General features: G+C 65.8%; 9 protein-coding genes and 1 pseudogene. 4 read left to right on the top strand and 6 right to left on the bottom strand.

The window, feature by feature from the left end:
- Positions 1-21 precede the first annotated feature (21 nt).
- The 6 genes from MVF96_RS18325 to MVF96_RS18300 form a co-directional block, all read right to left on the bottom strand.
- Positions 22-390 (bottom strand): GNAT family N-acetyltransferase, encoded by a 369-nt coding sequence (locus MVF96_RS18325; protein ID WP_247449972.1) that lies wholly within the window; start codon positions 388-390, stop codon positions 22-24.
- Positions 387-884: a phosphoribosyltransferase gene (locus MVF96_RS18320; RefSeq protein ID WP_065631405.1), complete on the bottom strand. Its 498-nt coding sequence runs from the start codon at positions 882-884 to the stop codon at positions 387-389. The genes MVF96_RS18325 and MVF96_RS18320 overlap by 4 nt, the downstream gene beginning before the upstream one ends.
- Before the next feature lie 190 nt (positions 885-1074).
- Positions 1075-1953, bottom strand: a complete 879-nt coding sequence (locus tag MVF96_RS18315; RefSeq protein ID WP_165629699.1) for a glycosyltransferase family 2 protein — start codon at positions 1951-1953, stop codon at positions 1075-1077.
- 227 nt (positions 1954-2180) lie between these two features.
- The gene (locus MVF96_RS18310; protein ID WP_242697056.1) at positions 2181-3323 is read right to left on the bottom strand and encodes a hypothetical protein; all 1143 of its coding nucleotides are present in this window, start codon (positions 3321-3323) and stop codon (positions 2181-2183) included.
- Positions 3290-4186, bottom strand: coding sequence for a glycosyltransferase family 2 protein (locus MVF96_RS18305; protein ID WP_165629700.1), 897 nt, complete (start codon positions 4184-4186; stop codon positions 3290-3292). Before MVF96_RS18305 ends, MVF96_RS18310 begins: the two co-directional genes overlap by 34 nt.
- A gap of 212 nt (positions 4187-4398) precedes the next feature.
- A complete protein-coding gene (locus tag MVF96_RS18300) occupies positions 4399-5412 on the bottom strand; it encodes a polysaccharide pyruvyl transferase family protein (protein ID WP_242697057.1) in 1014 nt (337 codons plus the stop codon).
- A 316-nt stretch (positions 5413-5728) separates the two neighbouring features.
- Here MVF96_RS18300 and MVF96_RS18295 point away from each other — a divergent pair, with 316 nt between their 5' ends.
- The 4 genes and pseudogenes from MVF96_RS18295 to MVF96_RS18280 all read left to right on the top strand — a co-directional run bounded on the left by MVF96_RS18295 (position 5729) and on the right by MVF96_RS18280 (position 17350).
- A complete protein-coding gene (locus MVF96_RS18295) occupies positions 5729-7174 on the top strand; it encodes an ATP-binding cassette domain-containing protein (RefSeq protein ID WP_247449970.1) in 1446 nt (481 codons plus the stop codon).
- Between the two features lie 29 nt (positions 7175-7203).
- Positions 7204-8013, top strand: a complete 810-nt coding sequence (locus MVF96_RS18290) for an ABC transporter permease (RefSeq protein WP_207624960.1) — start codon at positions 7204-7206, stop codon at positions 8011-8013.
- Positions 8010-8872 (top strand): annotated as a pseudogene (locus MVF96_RS18285) (ABC transporter permease). Before MVF96_RS18290 ends, MVF96_RS18285 begins: the two are co-directional and overlap by 4 nt.
- 342 nt (positions 8873-9214) lie before the next feature.
- Entirely contained in the window at positions 9215-17350 is an 8136-nt protein-coding gene (locus tag MVF96_RS18280) for an amino acid adenylation domain-containing protein (protein ID WP_247449968.1), read from the top strand.
- Positions 17351-17402 lie beyond the last annotated feature (52 nt).

The following is a 17402-nucleotide window of genomic DNA, read 5'->3' as shown; positions in this document are numbered from 1 at the left end:
CGAGATTCGGATCAGTCCGGATCAGGAGCGCAACCACTCGAGGACGGCCGGCGTCACCGGAGCGGTCGCGTCGGCGTATTCCGGGTGTTTCTTCAGGAACGCGGCCACCAGCGGGCACACGCCGACGATCGTGAGGTTGCGTGCGCGTGCGTCGTCGAGGGCTTCGCGTACCAAGATCGTCGCGAGACCGCGTCCGCCGAATGCCGGGTCGACCTCGGTGTGGAAGAACACCCGCTCGGTCGTCGAAGCGTCGGTCCCGGAGACCCGGTCGCGGTACTCGGCGAAGCCGGCCAGTGCCTCACCACCGGGCGCGTCGACGTGGATGTCGTAGCGGCGTTCGGCGGGGTTGTCGCGGACCGTGGTCTCGGCGCCGGTCTTGTCCGCGGTCATCGCTGCACCGCCACGATCGGGCCGTGCACGGACCAGGGGAAGTCGATCCACTTGTCGGTGGTCCGCCAGCTGTAGTCGGGGATCGTGATGGTGTGCGGCTTCTTGTAGAGCACGGCGTTGCGGACCTCGGCGACCCGTCCCTGCTCCTGGCAGAAATCGTTGACCAGTTTGAGGGTCTTGCCGGTGTCGGCCACGTCGTCGACGACGAGCACCCGCTGGTCGGTCAGACCGCTCGACTCCAAGAGCGAGGGCAGCATCACCGGTTCGGACAGTGTCTCGCCGACGCCGGTGTAGAACTCGACGTTCAACGAGATCATCAGCTTGCAGTCCAGGGCGTAGGCGAGGGCGCCGGCCGGGATCAGGCCGCCGCGGGCGATTCCGAGGATGATGTCTGGGACGAACGCGTCGGCGGCCACCTGCTCGGCGAGTTCACGGCAGGCGATGCCGTTGAGCTCCCAGGTGAGCACTTCGCGCTCGGGAGATGGAGTGGTCATGGGGACCACTCTGCCAAGTTCCGGGGCGGAACGTCGGACGAGGTCGTCGAACCTTCTGCGCGACGGTGCGTCGTGTGCGCTGTCCACTACGCGGGTGTGACCGACGGCCAACCTCATGGGATCGCCGATTGGGTGTCGGGTCCCAACGACGCCGCGTGACTTGTCCCCGTTTCAGATCCAACCGTTCGATCTATGGCCGCAGGGGAGGAGGAATTTCGGCCGAGATATGGGGCGCAAGGGGCAGGAAATAACGGTGCGGCCGCCATGTTCGGGTGCGTGGGTCCCACGGGCGCAACAGCAGCCATAGATATGTGTAGACCGCCAGCTTGAAGGGCAGGTCTACCATCATCACCGTGGTTATCTTGCGGTCTTCATGAGCTCGGGCCGTCGCGATTCCGCCTCGGGCGTATCGAAAGTTCCTCCATGGTGCGTATCGGAATCGACGGCACGAGGAATCCGCAAGCAGTGCCGGATCGAAGAAAATCCGATAGCCGTGCTTCTTCAAAGCTAATCCGATGTCCAGATCTTCCCAGATCGGGTCGTAATCGTTCAGATCGTCGCGGATCGCCAACCAAGCACTGCGCCGTAGAAAATACGCAGGACCCCGAACGGAACCGATCGCACGGCCCCGGCCCAACCTGCGGAAGCTCTTCTGCGCCGCCCGCTTGTTTTTTTCATACCTCGGCGCATCATGCATGAGAATGGGGCCCGTCAACGCGCCGAAGTCGGACTCGTCATGTCCGATTTCTCGGAAGAAGCGGAGTCCGGTCTCGGCCCAATCGGGCGGCACCCGGGTGTCGGCATCGACCTTCGCGATGATGTCGGAGGCGCCCTCGTCGAGACCTCGGCGCCGCGCATGGTGTACACCCGGGATCTCCTCGTCGACACGGCGCACGTTCGGATGACGCGAGGCGTACTCGTCGGCAATCAGGGCAGTTCGATCGGTGGACCAATTGTTGACAACGATGATCTCGTCGATGGGGTGTGTTTGGGCGAGTAGTCGGTCCAGGCAAGGGCCAAGATTCAACTCCTCGTTATACGCGGGGATCGCTACGCTCAACGTGGGCATGGCGGCTCCTTCGTTTGATCAGATACAGGTCAGGTGGATAGTGGTAGGGACTCTGTAGACGTCGCTTCTCGGAAAACGGACCGTGGAGTAACGGCGACTATGGCAGGCAGCTCGACGGAGGCTTCGGACCTTGCAATGTCTGACCACTCTTCCCTGAACTGCCCCACGTCGCGATACTACGGTCTCGACTAGTCGGGTTTGCTGATCAGTACCTTGGCATGGTTTGGTCAGCCTCGGGCGAAGTACTGCAACACATAGCTGCGGCGAATGGCTGAGCGCACAGCGCGTTCGAGTTCTGGCGCGTTGAGATCTCCCTCGCGGAGTTCGGTGAGAGCCTCGCGAAGGAACATTCTCTCGGTCTGGTCGACATACATTCGTCGGATGGCTTTGGGATCCAGGCTGCCTGGAAGTGTCATGCATTGAGCGCCGGCGATCTCGATCCCTAATTTCGTGCGCAAGCACTTCGAACACCGACCGCAATTGAATCGGCCGTCTCGATTCTGCCAACAGACACGCAGGTGTTTCATCGCAATCGAAGAGTCACTGATCGCGCGTATCTTCTGGAAGCGTCCAACATCAACGTTGTCGTGCTCGATGGTCATTGTCGAACTCGACCAGGCGGAGTCCAAATCGGGATGTGACCCCCATGGGTGCAATTGGTCTGTTCTAAACGAAGACGGGACGATAACCGTGCCCAGGTGCGGGGACAGTGCATTGGCCACGTGGGCGAGGGCTGCTCCGTGATATATGTGGCCCCACGTGAGTTCCAGTGGATCGCCGAATGCTGATCGAAGGGTGGTTCGTACTTCGATCAATGGCTTACCGATTTCGGCGGCCGCCGCACGTGCAGCCTGCAAAGCTTCGGCCGCGAGTTCGGCGTCGTCGATTGCAATGTCGAACCCGTGCACGAAGATCAGGTGGGTGATCTGTTCGCTCCGCGTGAACGCGGAATAAAAGCTGTCCACGCCCCCGCTGAAGAAGCAGCCGACCCCAGATGCGCGGTCAGCGGACGCCGGCGTCGTCTGAGCCTCGACCACGACACGGGGATAGTGGCGCGGATACCACATCGACAGAACATCCTGAGCGCGGTTCGAGTTGTCGAGAGCCGCCTCATCAACGTCGCCGGCCAGGGTCAAGCTCATGTTGGCTTTCATCGCTGCCGGCAGTGTTGCAGACAGCCACGGTGTCGGAGATGAGTTCAGCGTGTAGTTCGCCTCGGTGACGACCGTGAACGACCGGTCGTTCGGTCCGGTGATCTCGGCGCCGATGCGCGTCGCGCTTGACACGAGCGACCGGACCGACATCGTCGACGCGTAGCCGTCATCGGTCGCCGCGTTCATGCGCTGCGGAAAAAGCGGTAGGGCCGCCACGTACGGGTCTCGTTGTCCCAAGGTCGCAGGAGGAGCCAGAAGTAGACGTACATTGCGAGGCGGAATGGTAGATTCAGCGCCATCGCTGCAGCCACTTTGCGCTGTCCATGCGCCCGTGCAGTGTGGATGCCGCCGAGCGCGTACCGGATGTTCCTCCAAGGGGTGAACCGGAGACGCCGGCAGGACGAGTCCGCGAGCAGCCTGGGATCGAAATAGACGCCTAGACCGTGATTCTGCAATGCGAGTCCTATGTCGAGGTCTTCCCAGATAGGGTCGTGGTCGTGCAGGTCGTCTCGGATCGTCCTCCAAGCGTCGCCCCTGATGAAGTACGCGGGACCATGCACGGATTGGATGGGGCCGCCGTTGGCCAACTTGCGGTAGCTCTTGGTGGCGATGCGCTGTTGCCGCTCGTACATCGGAGCATCGTGCATCAGGAACGGCCCGGTCAAAGCGCCGAAGTTGCCGGTCTTGGCGGCTGGGCTGTCGGTGTCTGTGCTGGCATCGCGTGGTGCGGCGGTCTCGGGGCCCCCGTCTGCGTTCGAGTCGAAGAACCGTATACCGACCTCAGCCCAGAGCGCCGGGACCCTTGTGTCTGCGTCCACCTTCGCGAGGATCTCGGAAGTCGCATTGTCCAGTCCGCAACGGCGTGCTACGTGAATTCCGGGCCTCGGCTCGTCGATCCGCCGGACCGAGGCGTGCCGCGTTGCATAATCGTCGGCGATGTCGACGGTTCGGTCGGTCGAGCAGTTGTTGACAACAATTATTTCGTCGATGGGTACTGTCTGGGCCAGCAACCGGTCCAGACACGGCCCGAGGTTTTCCTCCTCGTTGAAAGCGGGAATCACAACGCTGAGCGTGGGCACGGTTGATACAGACCTTCTGTCGAGGGCGGGGAAAACTGCCGTTGACGCACGGGCATAGGCCCGCCGGGCAATCTGGCAACGGACATTACCACTACGGTGACGCGTGCGAAAGGACGTGTCGTGGAGGGCATTTGAATTGTCCGCGCGCGACTGGTGGCTAGTTTGACGCACTAATGGAATCGAGCGACATCACGCGCAGTCGCCGTCGTTACTCAGTTCGATTCCGAGAGGGTGCGTGCAGTGTCTATGGCGGAGACGAAGTCTCCGGCGATCTCGACCGAGCCGAGATTCGCGAGATAGTCCTGATAGGCGGCGGAGAGTTTGCGGTTCGCGTTGTCGACAAGCACAACGGGCTTGCCCATGAGCAAGCCGAAGATGCCGGCGTGCAGTCGATCGGTGACCACGACGCGCCCGCGTGACAACGTGCTCACCGCTTGGTCGACGATGATCTGAGCTTGGCGCTCGAACGATCGCTGACTCCATCCGGCGATGGCGCCCCTCAGGGCTGGGCGAGTGCTCAGCGCCACGATGAACAGCGACCGCGGAACCCAGCGCCAAGCGTTACCCAGCCACATTGGTCGCCAGTCATCTACGAACGCATCGTGTGTCACGCTCGCCGGGAGGCTGCCGGACGGTTGCGCTGATTCGCCATCGACTCGTTTCACGATGACAAGGGCGTGGTCTGGAGTTCGAGTCGGCTGCAACGGGCCGACGCCGAAGGCCGTGTCGGGGCAGAACAGAACTCGGTTGTACGGGAAAAGCTCGGAGATTCTCTCCAGGTCGTGCTGGTGCCTGATCAGGATCGTCAGATTCGGATGCTCAGCGTAGATGCGTTGCGTATTCGTCAAGAATTTGGATTCGGCGAACTCGAACGTCTGCGGCATCTGCACGATCGTGCGTTCCGCGTTCTCGGCAATAACCTGTTCGCGGAACTTCTGGAAGGTCGGATACCGATCTCCGAAGTTGCCCCCGCCGTGTAGAAGAATGGCGGCCTCGGGAGCCCGGCCGTCCATGACTGATTTGTCGTAAGTGTTGTAAACGCAAGAATAGCGAACGGTGCAGTTTATGTCCGCGAGGTATGCCAGTTCCCCGAGGTAGATGAGAGCATCGCCGGCGTTTGCGTGATTCGGGAAATCGAGGAGCGCCGCCCCGTGGTCCGAAGGAATCACTTGTTCGAGCACTTCCCGCGTTCGTTGTCGGATGTGTTTGCCCGAAGATGAGTCCACGAACTGCACGATAGACGGCTCGAGCGATGAACACCCCCATGGACGCTCGAGACACACCACGACGCGCCGGAGGAACATCGAACTGTTGTCGTTCAGGGACGGTATCCATCACCCCGCCGTCCGGCGGGCGATGAGTCGCTATGCCGCCGGTTTGAGGCGGTGGTGGGCTGGGAAAACAGCGCAAGGCTAACTATTCGGCGGGGCGCGACGATGAAGACGACGTCACCCGGCGGCTGTGCGGACGACCTCGCGAGGACCTCGGCTGACGCTAGGCTGGTTGCGAGATTCCACGATGTCCATCGAGCGATAGGAAGACATGTCCGAGGCCACCGAGCGCGTTGCCGCCTACGAGCCACGGCATCGCCGATCTCAAGGCGGCCCCGACGACCTCGCCGACCCCTTCGGCCTGCCCGATCCGGTCGAGGAGAAGCTACGGCGTTGGCGCGCCGAACGTGACGGCCCCGTAGCCGCGGAAACCAACGGCCAGTCGCCGCCCGCCGAGGAGTCGGTCGCGGAACGCTCGTCCAAAGGCGCGGGGAGCTCAGCCTCCGCGATCACGCGGTCGCCGGCCGGGGCAGTGGGGCAGTGGCAGACGCCCATGACCGAACGGGTCGCAGACCCGGGACCGGCCGCCTTCGAGCCGACGGCTCCGTTCGGATCGCCGACACCCTCCACATCGCCCGAACCCTTTACCTCACCGACCGAGTTCGGTGAGGCCCAGCCCGTCCAGACGCCCCGGGTGGCTCCTCTGCGCGAGCCGGCGCAACCGGGCGACCGGCAGGCGCCGGTGCTGGCTCCCTCGTCATCGCCGCCCGCGATCGTGGTGTCGAATCTGCGCAAGACTTTCAAGGAGACCGTCGCCGTCGAGGACGTCAGCTTCGCCGTTCCCGCCGGGAGTATCGTCGCCATCCTCGGACCCAATGGCGCGGGCAAGACCACGACGGTCAACATGCTGTGTACGCTCCTCAAACCCGACGGCGGGTCGGCGTCGGTGTGCGGGCACGATGTGCAACACGAAGCGGCGGCCGTCCGGCGATCCATCATGCTGACCGGTCAGTTCGCGGCCCTCGACGAGTCGCTCACCGGCCGGGAGAACCTCATACTCTTCGGCCGGTTGCTGGGGCTCTCAAAGAAGGCGGCCCGAACCCGCGCGGACGAGCTGCTGGACACGTTCTCGCTCGTGGATGCCGGTGCGAAGAAGGTCGGTAAGTACTCCGGCGGCATGCGACGCAGGATCGACATCGCATGCGGACTCGTGACGTCGCCGAAGGTCGTGTTCCTCGACGAACCCACCACGGGGCTCGATCCGCGAAGTCGCCAGGAGGTGTGGTCGCTCGTCGAGACCCTGAAGAGGTCAGGTGTGACGATCTTGTTGACCACCCAGTACCTCGAAGAGGCCGACACCCTCTCGGACAACATCGTGGTCATCGACAAAGGACGCGTTGTCGCCGAAGGCACCTCGGACGAGTTGAAAGGGTCAATCGGAGCCGCGTACTGCGAAGTGACACCCGCCCACGCATCCGACCTCCCGGCGCTGCGGTTGGTTTTGTCGGACCTCGAGCCGAAACCCGCCGACTCCTCGGTCGACACCCATGTCGTCGCGGTGCCGGCCCCCGGCGGCCCGCAGACCCTGGTGGAGGTCATCCGACGGACGTCCGAAGCGGGAATCGCGCTGTCGGACGTCGCGATGCGACGACCGTCGCTCGACGAGGTGTTCCTGGCGCTCACCGATCCGCGCCGCGACCGGAAACCGACGTCGTGACCGCTGATCTGTCGGGCGCGGCCCGGCCGATCGGCGCGACGTCGTCGGTCGAGTCGAAGCTGCCGCCCCTGGAAGCGCGGACGCGTCCGGTCCAGCAGTGGTGGGCGCTCACCGGGCGCGGCGTCTCGAAGGTCTTCCGCAACGGCGAGGCGGTCTTCGCCTTCATCTCACCGATGTTTCTCGCGGTATGTTTTTATCTCCCGTTGAGCAGCCTCATGGACTCGGCCCCGGGCATGAACTACGGCCAGTTCCTGATGCCCATCATCCTGCTGCAATCAGTCGGCTTCGCCGCGTCGTCGGCAGCCATGCGGTCGGCATTCGACGGTGCCGAGGGGATCAACACGCGGTTCCGTGTTCTGCCGATGCCCGCGGTCGTCCCGATGCTGGCTCGTACCGCAACCAACGCATCGCTCCTCGCCGTCTCATTGGTGTGCGGCGCGGTGGCGTGCCTCGTGATCGGCTGGCGACCCCAAGGCGGCCCGATCGACACGATCGCGCTCTTCGCACTCACCGGCCTCGTCGGCATCTTGATAGCGCTTCTTGCAGACGGTATCGGCCTCGTGGCCCGCACGCCCGAGGCGACCAGCCAGGCGATGGCTCTCCCTACGCTCATCCTGGGAATGCTCTCGACGGGCTTTGTGCCGCTGTCGGAGTTCCCCGAGTGGATACAGCCCTTCGTCCGCAATCAGCCGATCTCGCAGCTGACCACATCGATGAGGGCGCTCGACCACGGCGTGGCGACATGGGACCTGCTCCGCCCTTCGGTGTGGTGGTGCGTGGGACTGGCGGCGGCCGCAGTCGTGCTGCTCGCGGTGGGTAATCGGAGGATCCGGACATGACCACGCGTACGACTGTCCCCGTAGACGACGACGCCATCGGGCTGGCGGACCCGGCGGGAACCGGGTCGGGGCCCGCCCTCGAGGGGTCGTTGCGCGGGTGGCTGGCGCACACCCGACCACTGGTCGGACGGCAGGTCAAGGTCTATGTCCGGGACTGGCCCACACTCGTGCAGTCGCTGCTCTTCCCTGCGCTGAGCATGGTCATGTTCAAAGTCGTTCTCGGTGACACGATCGGCGCGGCAACCGGACGCAACTCCGCGTTCGGCACGGTGCCGCTGGTGATCCTGGTCGCCGCGATGTTCGGGTCGATCGCCTCGGCGACGCGCCTCAACCGGGAGCGCTCGACCGGGCTCCTGGCGCGCCTGTATGTCCTGCCGATCAACCGCGCCGCGGACCTCACGTCGCGGGTGGCGTCGGAGATGATCCGGATTCTGTTCACCACGATCGCGCTCCTGGTGGCGGGGCACCTCATCGGTTTCCGGTTCACTCAGGGGCTGGGGCCCGCGATCGGACTCGTTCTGGTGGCCCTGGCCTACGGTGCGGCCTTTGCGTGCATGACCCTTGCGTTGGCGGTGAACACGCGCCCGGGCGCCCCGCTGGTGCCCTATCTCGGCCTGTTCTCGAGCCTGCTGATGTTCTTCAACTCCGGATTCTCCCCGATCGACGCCTACCCGTCGTGGTTGCAACCCGTGGTCGCCAACCAGCCGATGACGCCGGCGATCGATGCGATGCGCAATCTCGCGGCCGGGGGCCCCTCACCGAGAGTCTGACGAAGGTGACGATTTGGGTTGTGGTGATTCTCTCGTTGTCGATTTATCCCGCGCTGCGCGGCTATCGGAAAGCCGCGCGCGATCGATGAGTCGATCTTCGACGCGACTTGGGCCATTCGAGCGTGGTGCTGCACTCTGGAACGGGAAAAAGACCATAGTGTCGTAACCGCTGACATCGGACCGCGAAAGGGGGATTGCTATTTCACCTGGTGGGTAAGTCGATGAGCTGACGGTTCCGCTGTAACGGTGCCCCTACCATGCACGATAGATAGAGGCGTCACCCGACGCTCCCGGGCGCGGCACCCACCCGTAAGTGAAATAGGATCGAATACTTGTGTAGGCGTTCGGAATGGTGCGTTCGATGGTTCACCGGCCGGGATCGTGCGAGGTCCTGATCGACTGCAGGACTAACGAGGGAGTGTTCAGAGGACGTGGCAATCGCCGATTACCGTGCCGGTACGCCGGGTGAGGTGGACGAGACCATTCAGGTTCTTCCGCTCACCGCGGCGCAGCGCGGCATGTGGTTCGCCGAGTCGCTGTCGTCCGAGTACTCGGTCAACATCGCTCAGTACGTGGACATCCGCCACGCGCCGGGTGGACTGGACATCGACCTCTTCGCGCGGTGCTGTGAGGAGGTCGGCAAACTCGTTGAGTCGCCGTTCGTCCGTCTGACCGAGATCGACGGCATCCCGATGCAGTACGTCGATGTCGACTTCGATCAGACCGTCGACATCCTGGACTTCCGGTCCGAGCCGGACCCGGTTGCGGCCGCGACGGCGTGGATGCAGGCCGAGTACCGGCAACCCGTCGATCTCCTCAACGACCAGTTCATCATCGTCTCGATCCTGCTGATCTCCGACGAGCGCACGTTCTGGTACAACCGTGCCCACCACATCATCATCGACGGCTATGCCGCGTTGTCGATAATGCGTCGGACCGTCGACCGCTACAACGCGCTCCGGCGGGGCGAGGAGCCGCGCGACAAGGCGCCGGCCACGATGGCCGGGATCGTCGAGTACGAAGAGGCCTACCAGGGCAGCACCCGGCGCGAAACCGACCGCGCGCACTGGCTCGAGCGCGTCGCGGACCTGCCGGAGCGGGTGACGCTGTCCAAGGTCGGCACCACCGGTTCGCTGTCATTCGACAATGTCGTGGCCAGTGCAGCTCTCGACCCGGACCGGCAACGCCGGTACGAGGCCCTCGCCGGTGAGCTGAACAGTTCGCTGGCCGTCCTGATGACCTCGGCGTTCGGCGCGTTCCTGGCGCGCATGAGCAACCACGACGACATCGTCCTCAGCCTCCCGGTCACCGGCCGGGCCACCGCCAAGATCAAGATCTCCGGCGGCATGGTGTCCAACATCCTGCCGATCCGGTTGCGTGAGGTGGCCTCGAAGTCGGTGCGGGAGCTGATCCAGACCGCGCAGCTCGAACTGACCGGCGCACTGCGGCACCAGCGCTACCGCTCCGACGACATCCGCCGCGACGCCGGTCTCGATCAGAGTTCGGTCTCGTTCGGACCCACCATCAACATGGTGTTCTTCGACGAGCAGGTCGCCATCGACGGCACCGAGATGGAGTACCGGATCCTGACCTCGGGCATCCTCGAGGATCTGCTGATCAACCTGTACCAGTCGAGCCCCGGCGCACCGCTCGTCGTGGACCTGCACGGCAACCCACATCTGTACGCACCGGCCGAACTCGACGCTCTGCACCAGCGATTCCTGACCTTCCTGGACCGGTTCCTGTCGGAGGAGGCACTCGACACCCCCGTCGCCGACGTCGGCCTGCTCGTGGACACCGATCGCCGTCTGCTCGAGGCACTTCCACAGCCACGACCGCGGGCGACCACGCCGACCCTCGTCGAGATGTTCGACGAGGTCGCGACCGCTCATCGTCACCGGGGCGCGGTCTCCGACGCCGGCGGCACGACCCTCAGTTACGCCGAACTCGCGAGCCGCTCGGACGCGATGGCGCGATCGTTGCACGCTCGCGGTATCGGAGCAGGCGACCTGGTCGGCGTCGCGACGGCGCGCGACACGAGTCTCGTCGTCGTGATGCTGGCCGTTCTGAAGGTGGGAGCGGGATACCTGCCACTCGACACCGGCAATCCGGAAGAGCGTCTGCGCTACATCGTCGACGACGCCGCGCCGGCGTGCCTGATCGTCTCCGACGGCGATCGGCCCGGGTGGGCGGGGGAGTGCGAGGTCGTCGAGGCCGGACATCTCCTCGACGAGGCGGGGACTCCGGAAGTCGCCGCGGTCCCGGTACCGCGCGGCCCGCGGACCCCGGAGGCGACGGCCTACGTCATCTACACCTCCGGATCGACGGGGGCGCCCAAGGGTGTCGAGATCGTTCATCGGAACGTCGCCATGCTGCTCGACGCGGCGTCCGCCGACTTCGAGTTCACGCCCGAGGACGTGTGGTCGGTCTTCCACTCCTATGCCTTCGACTTCTCCGTGTGGGAGATCTTCGGCCCGCTGCTCACCGGCGGTCGTGCCGTGATCGTGGACCGAATGGTCGCCCGCGCGCCCGCCGAGTTCCTGCAGTTGCTCGCCGACGAGCAGATCACCGTGGCGTCCCTGACGCCTTCGGCGTTCAGCATCGTGGCCGACGTCCGGCGCCGGACGGGAACGTCGTTGGCGTTGCGCTACATCGTCTTCGGTGGCGAGGAGCTGCGCTTCGACGAGGTGCACAACTGGTACGAGGCGTTCGGTGACGAGATCGAACTCGTCAACATGTACGGCATCACCGAGACGACGGTCCACGTGACCTACCGTCCGCTCGATCCCGATCTGGTGCGCGATGAGAGTGCGAGCCTCATCGGCCGTCCGTTGAACTCGCTCGGCCTGCGGGTCCTCGACAACCGCCTGCGTCCGGTGCCCGAGGGTGCGGTCGGCGAGATCTACGTCGTCGGCGGACAACTCGCGCGCGGGTACCGCAACCGCCACGGCCTCACGGCGACCCGATTCGTCGCCGACCTGTACGGCACCGGCGAGCGGATGTACCGGTCCGGCGATCTCGGCCGGCGGATCGGTACCGATGTCCAGTATCTGGGGCGCGCCGACACCCAGGTGCAGTTGCGGGGATTCCGTGTGGAACTGGGCGAGGTCGAGACGGCGCTGCGTGCCGTCGACGGCGTCGCCGCGGCCGCTGCGGTCGTCACCGACGCGGCATCGGTCGGCGGGGCGAAACTGGTGGGCTACGCGGTCGCCGAAAACGGTTGCGAGCTCGACGAAGCCGAAATCCGCGAGCAGGTCCGCGCCCATGTGCCCGGATACATGGTGCCCGACACCGTCATGCTGATCGACGAGCTGCCCCTCACCGCGAACGGCAAGCTGAACCGGCAGGCGCTGCCCGCGCCGGTGTTCGCGCGTGACGAACGGGTCGCCTACGTCGCGCCGTCGACTCCGCGGGAACGCGAAGTGGTCGCCATCGTCGAAGAGTTGCTCGACATCGAGCCGATCGGGCTGCAGGACAACATCTTCGCCCTCGGCGCGGACTCGCTCACCGCTGCCCGGCTGGCGTCGCGCCTGCGTACCGTCGTCGGGCTCGACATCAAGCTGGCCAACGTCTTCGAGAGTCAGAGCCTCGGCGACATCATCCGGGTCGCGACACCGGTGACCGACGACGCCGCCGCGCGCCGGCCGGAGCTGGTGCCGCAGCCGCGCCCGGACCGGATTCCGTTGGCCTTCAGCCAACGTCGTCTCTGGTTCATCAACCGGCTGGACCCGACCTCGCCGGCCTACAACATCCCGGGGGCGGTGCGGCTCGGCGCCGACGTCGACGCCGCCGCGCTCGCCGCGGCGATCGATGATGTCATCGCACGACACGAGCCGTTGCGGACGACGTTCCCCGACGAGGACGGGGAGACCTACCAGTTCATCCATTCGGCGCAGGCGGCGGCCGCGGCCCGGCTGTTCGACGTGGTCGACGTGGCACCCGCGGACACCGAGCGCAGGCTCGCCGACTTCGCCGTGACCGGGTTCGACCTGAATTACGAATATCCGGTCCGCGCACGACTTTTCCGCGCCGTGGCCACCGACGGAACGCTCGATCACGTCCTGATCGTCGTCATGCACCACATCGTCGGCGACGGCGCTTCCCTCGGGCCGCTGATCACCGACGTGCTGACGGCCTACGCCGCGCGACTCGCCCACGAGCAGCCGGCATGGCGCCCGCTGCCGGTGCAGTACGCCGACTACGCGCTGTGGCAGCGCGAGGTTCTGGGGGAGGCCGCCGACCAGACCTCGCTCATGTCGGCGCAGCTCGACTTCTGGCGCACCGAACTGGCGGGGATGCCCGAACTCATCTCGTTGCCCACCGATCGCGCGCGACCCATCCGGCCGTCCGGTGCGGGCGGTTACGTCGACACCCTCCTCGACGCCGACACCGTCGCCCGGCTGCACGCGGTGGCCGCGCAGCACGGTGTGACCGTCTTCGCGATCTTCCACGCCGCGCTCGCCGTGGTGTTGTCGCGTCTCAGCGGCAGCGACGATGTCGCCATCGGCACCGCCATCGCCGGCCGGGACGAGCCGGAGCTCGCCGACCTGATCGGCATGTTCGTCAACACCCTCGTGCTCCGCACGCGGGTGCATCCCGACACCGACCTCAACAGTCTGCTGAGCGAGGCCAATCACACTCGCGCGCAAGCACTCAGCAACGCCGATGTGCCCTTCGAGCAGGTCGTGGACGCGGTGGGTGCGCGCCGTTCCACCGCACATTCGCCGCTGTTCCAGGTCGAGCTGGTGATGCAGCACGATCAGGTCGAGCGGCTCTTCGAGGACGAGGCCGGCATCAGCCTCATCGACGCGCGGGCACCGTTCGCGAAGTACGACCTCTCACTCAGTGTCGTCGAGTACGCCGACACCGGCGACCACGCCGGGCAGATCTCGGTGGCCTTCGGATATGCGCGTGATCTCTTCGACGAGTCCACCGTCGAACGGTTCGCGCGCTACCTCCACGACGTACTCGGCACGATCGCGGAGTCGCTCGAGGCGGACGACGCCGGCCGGGCGCTGCGCGTCGACGACCTGTTCGCGTTCCCCGAGGCCGAGGTGGACACGGTTCGGGGCTGGTCGCAGGGCGCCCGTCGCGAGCCGACCGCGCCCGATCTCGCGGCCGCGCTGCTGACCGGGTACCGCCAGGACTCCGAGGCAGTCGCACTGGTCTTCGCCGACCGCGAGGTCACCTACGGCGAGTTCGCCTCTCGTGCAACGGCGCTCGCACGACAGCTGATCGACGACGGTGTCGGTCCCGATGTCGCGGTGGCGGTGTGCATCCCGCGGTCGGTGGAGCTGCTGGTCGCGGTGCACGCGATCGTCCTCGCCGGCGGGCAGTACGTGCCGCTCGACACCGAGGCGCCGGTCGATCGCGCCGACTACATGCTCGAGACCGCCGGTACCCGGCGCGTACTCGTCGGACCGGGGCGTCGCCCCGCGGTGGTCGACGACCTCGCCGATCGCGTCACGGTCACCGTGGTCGACGCCGCGGCCGCGGTCGACTCGGACGCCGCGCCGTTCGCCTCGACCGAGCGTCGCGGGCCGCTCGGTCCCGAGAATGCCGCGTACACGATCTTCACCTCCGGCTCCACCGGACGACCCAAGGGCGTCGTGGTGTCGCATCGCGCGATCGTCAACCGCCTCGATTGGATGCAGGAGTACTACACGCTCACCCAGCGTGACGTCGTACTGCAGAAGACGCCGGTGACCTTCGACGTGTCGGTGTGGGAACTGTTCTGGCCGTTCATCTCCGGGTCGCGCCTGGTGGTCGCGGTGCCCGGTGGCCACGGCGACCCGTCCTACCTCGTCGACATCATCCAGGGCGAGGACGTGACGACGCTGCACTTCGTGCCGTCGATGCTGTCCACGTTCCTCGACGTCGTCGGTGCGGACCGTCTGGCCGAACTGAGCTCACTGCGCCAGGTGTTCACCTCGGGGGAGGCCCTGACCGCCTCGACCGCGGGTGGGCTGCGCACCGCCTTGCCCGCGGTCGGGTTGCACAACCTGTACGGACCGACCGAGGCGGCCGTCGACGTCACCGAGCACAACGTCCGCGGTTCGGAGACCGTCGTCCCGATCGGGCGGCCGGTACCGAACACGACGATCCACATCCTCGACCACCGGCTGCGGCCACTTCCGGTCGGTGTGCCCGGCGAGATCTACCTCGGTGGTGTCCAGCTCGCCCGCGGGTACGTGTCGCAGGGCCGGCTGAGCGCGGAGCGCTTCGTCGCCGACCCGTACGGCCCGCCCGGATCGCGTCTGTACCGGACCGGCGACCTCGGCAAGTGGAGCTCGGCAGGGGAGATCGAATACCTGGGCCGCAACGACTTCCAGGTGAAGTTGCGCGGTCAGCGGTTGGAGCTCGGTGAGATCGAGTCGGCGCTGATGTCGGTGCCGGGCATCGTCCACACGGCGGTCACCGTCGCCGACCTCGCGGCCGGACAGAGTCTCGTGGCCTACTACTCGCCCGACTCCGTCACCCCGGCCGAGGCGCAGTCGCATCTGACCGGAACCGTACCGGAGTTCATGGTGCCGACGATCTGGATGCCGCTGCCGACCATGCCGCTCAACTCGGCGGGCAAGGTCGATCGCAAGGCGCTGCCCGCACCGGTGATCGAGACCGCCGAGTTCGTGCCGGCGAGCACGGAGACCGAACGAATCATCGCGCGGGTCTTCGCCGATGTCCTGGGCGTGGACGGGATCAGCGTGGCCGAGTCGTTCTTCGACCTCGGCGGCAATTCGCTGAGCGCGACCAAGGTGGCCGCCCGGTTGTCCGCCGACCTGGAGGTCGACATCCCGGTCGCCGCGGTGTTCGACGCGCCGTCGGTGCAGGCCATGGCAACCTTCGCCAGCGACCACGGAACCCCTTCGCGCCGTCCGCGTCTGGCGGCACGCACGCACGGCGACCGCGCGCCGCTGTCGGCGGTGCAGCGCGGGATGTGGCTGATCAACCGCGCCGATCCGGCGTCGCCCGCCTACAACGTCGCGATGGCGCTGCGCCTGTCGGGGCAGTTGGACACCGACGCGATCGGCGGCGCCATCGAGGACCTCATCGACCGCCACGAGTCGATGCGGACGCGTTATCCGCTGGTCGACGGCGAGCCGATCCAGCTCGTGCTCGACCGGGACGCGGCACTCGAGTTGCTCGAGCGCAGCGTCGTCGACGTCGACGGCGACCCCGTGCCGGTGATCGCGGAGTTCACCGGCCGTGGCTTCGATGTCACGATCGCCCCGCCGCTGCGGATGATGTTGTTGCGGCTCACCGAGACCGAGCACATCCTGGTCTTCGTCGTGCATCACATCACCGCGGACGGCGCCTCGATGCTCCCTCTGGCCACCGACGTCATGACCGCGTACTCGGCGAGGGTGGCCGGTCGCCGGCCGGAGTGGCAACCGCTCGCGGTTCAGTACCTGGACTACACGCTGTGGCAGCAGGAGTCCCTCGCCGTTCCCGGGCCCGACGGCACGACCGAGGCGGACCGACAGCTCGCCTATTGGGCCGATCGGCTCCACAACGCGCCGGCCCGGCTGGAGTTGCCGACCGACCGTCCCCGCCCGCGGACGCCGTCCTTCGTCGGCGAGGAGGTGCGGTTCGACATCGACGGCGGCCTGGTGCACAAGCTCGAGGCGGTCGCGCGCCAGCACAACGCGACACTGTTCATGGTGATGCAGACCGCTCTGGTGGTGCTCCTGAGTCGGCTGACCACCCAGCGCGACATCGTGATCGGCACGCCTTTCGCCGGGCGGGGTCAGCCCGAACTCGACGGCGTGGTCGGCATGTTCGTCAACACCCTGGCCCTGCGGTCGCGGCTCCAAGACGAGGAGAAGTTCGCCGAGCTCCTACAGCGGGTCCGCGACGAGGACCTGGCGGACATGGCGAACGCCGAGATCCCGTTCGATACGATCGTGTCATCTGTTCTCTCCTCTCCGCCCACCAGTTACAACCCCATCTATCAGGTGATGTTCGCCTACCAGAACTTCACCATCCCCTCGCTCGACATGGACTCGATGACGATCGCACCGGTATCCGAGCAGTTGACCCCAGCCAAGGTGGATCTCCAGCTCACGTTGTTCCCGAACGACTTCGGTGCACCGGCAGCAAAGGACGCTGATTCAATGACGGGCCAGTTGATCTACGCCGCCGACATCTTCACCAAAAACACGGTCGAGAGCTATGCGCAGCGGTACCTGCGAGTACTCGAGGAGGTGTCGGAGAACCCGCAGGTGCTGGTGGGCGACATCGACATCGTCACCGCGGCCGAACAGGCGGCGGCCGGTGACATCGCCGACGCCGAACGCGCCGTCTCGCTCCCCGATCTGGTCGCCCGTGCCACGGCCGCACAGCCGGATGCGGTGGCGGCCGCACATCAGGATGCGCAGGTAACGTTCATGGTGCTGTCGTCGATCAGTGATGCGATGGCTGCCGCACTCCCTGACCCGGACTCTGCCCTCACCACCGCGCTGATGAGCTTGTTGCCCGGCCTCGCGGTGTCGGGGCCCGACGCACTCGGTGACGTACTGGAAGAGCTCCGCACCAACGCACTCCGGGTTCTGGATGGCGCGCCGTGACCGGAGGCAGGTCCCGCGGGAACGAAGCAGTGCAGTCGACCAAAGGAATGAC

Origin of the sequence: Gordonia hongkongensis (assembly GCF_023078355.1) — a bacterium.
Classification (GTDB): Bacteria; Actinomycetota; Actinomycetes; order Mycobacteriales; family Mycobacteriaceae; genus Gordonia; species Gordonia hongkongensis.
This window is presented reverse-complemented; position numbering and strand designations above follow the sequence as displayed.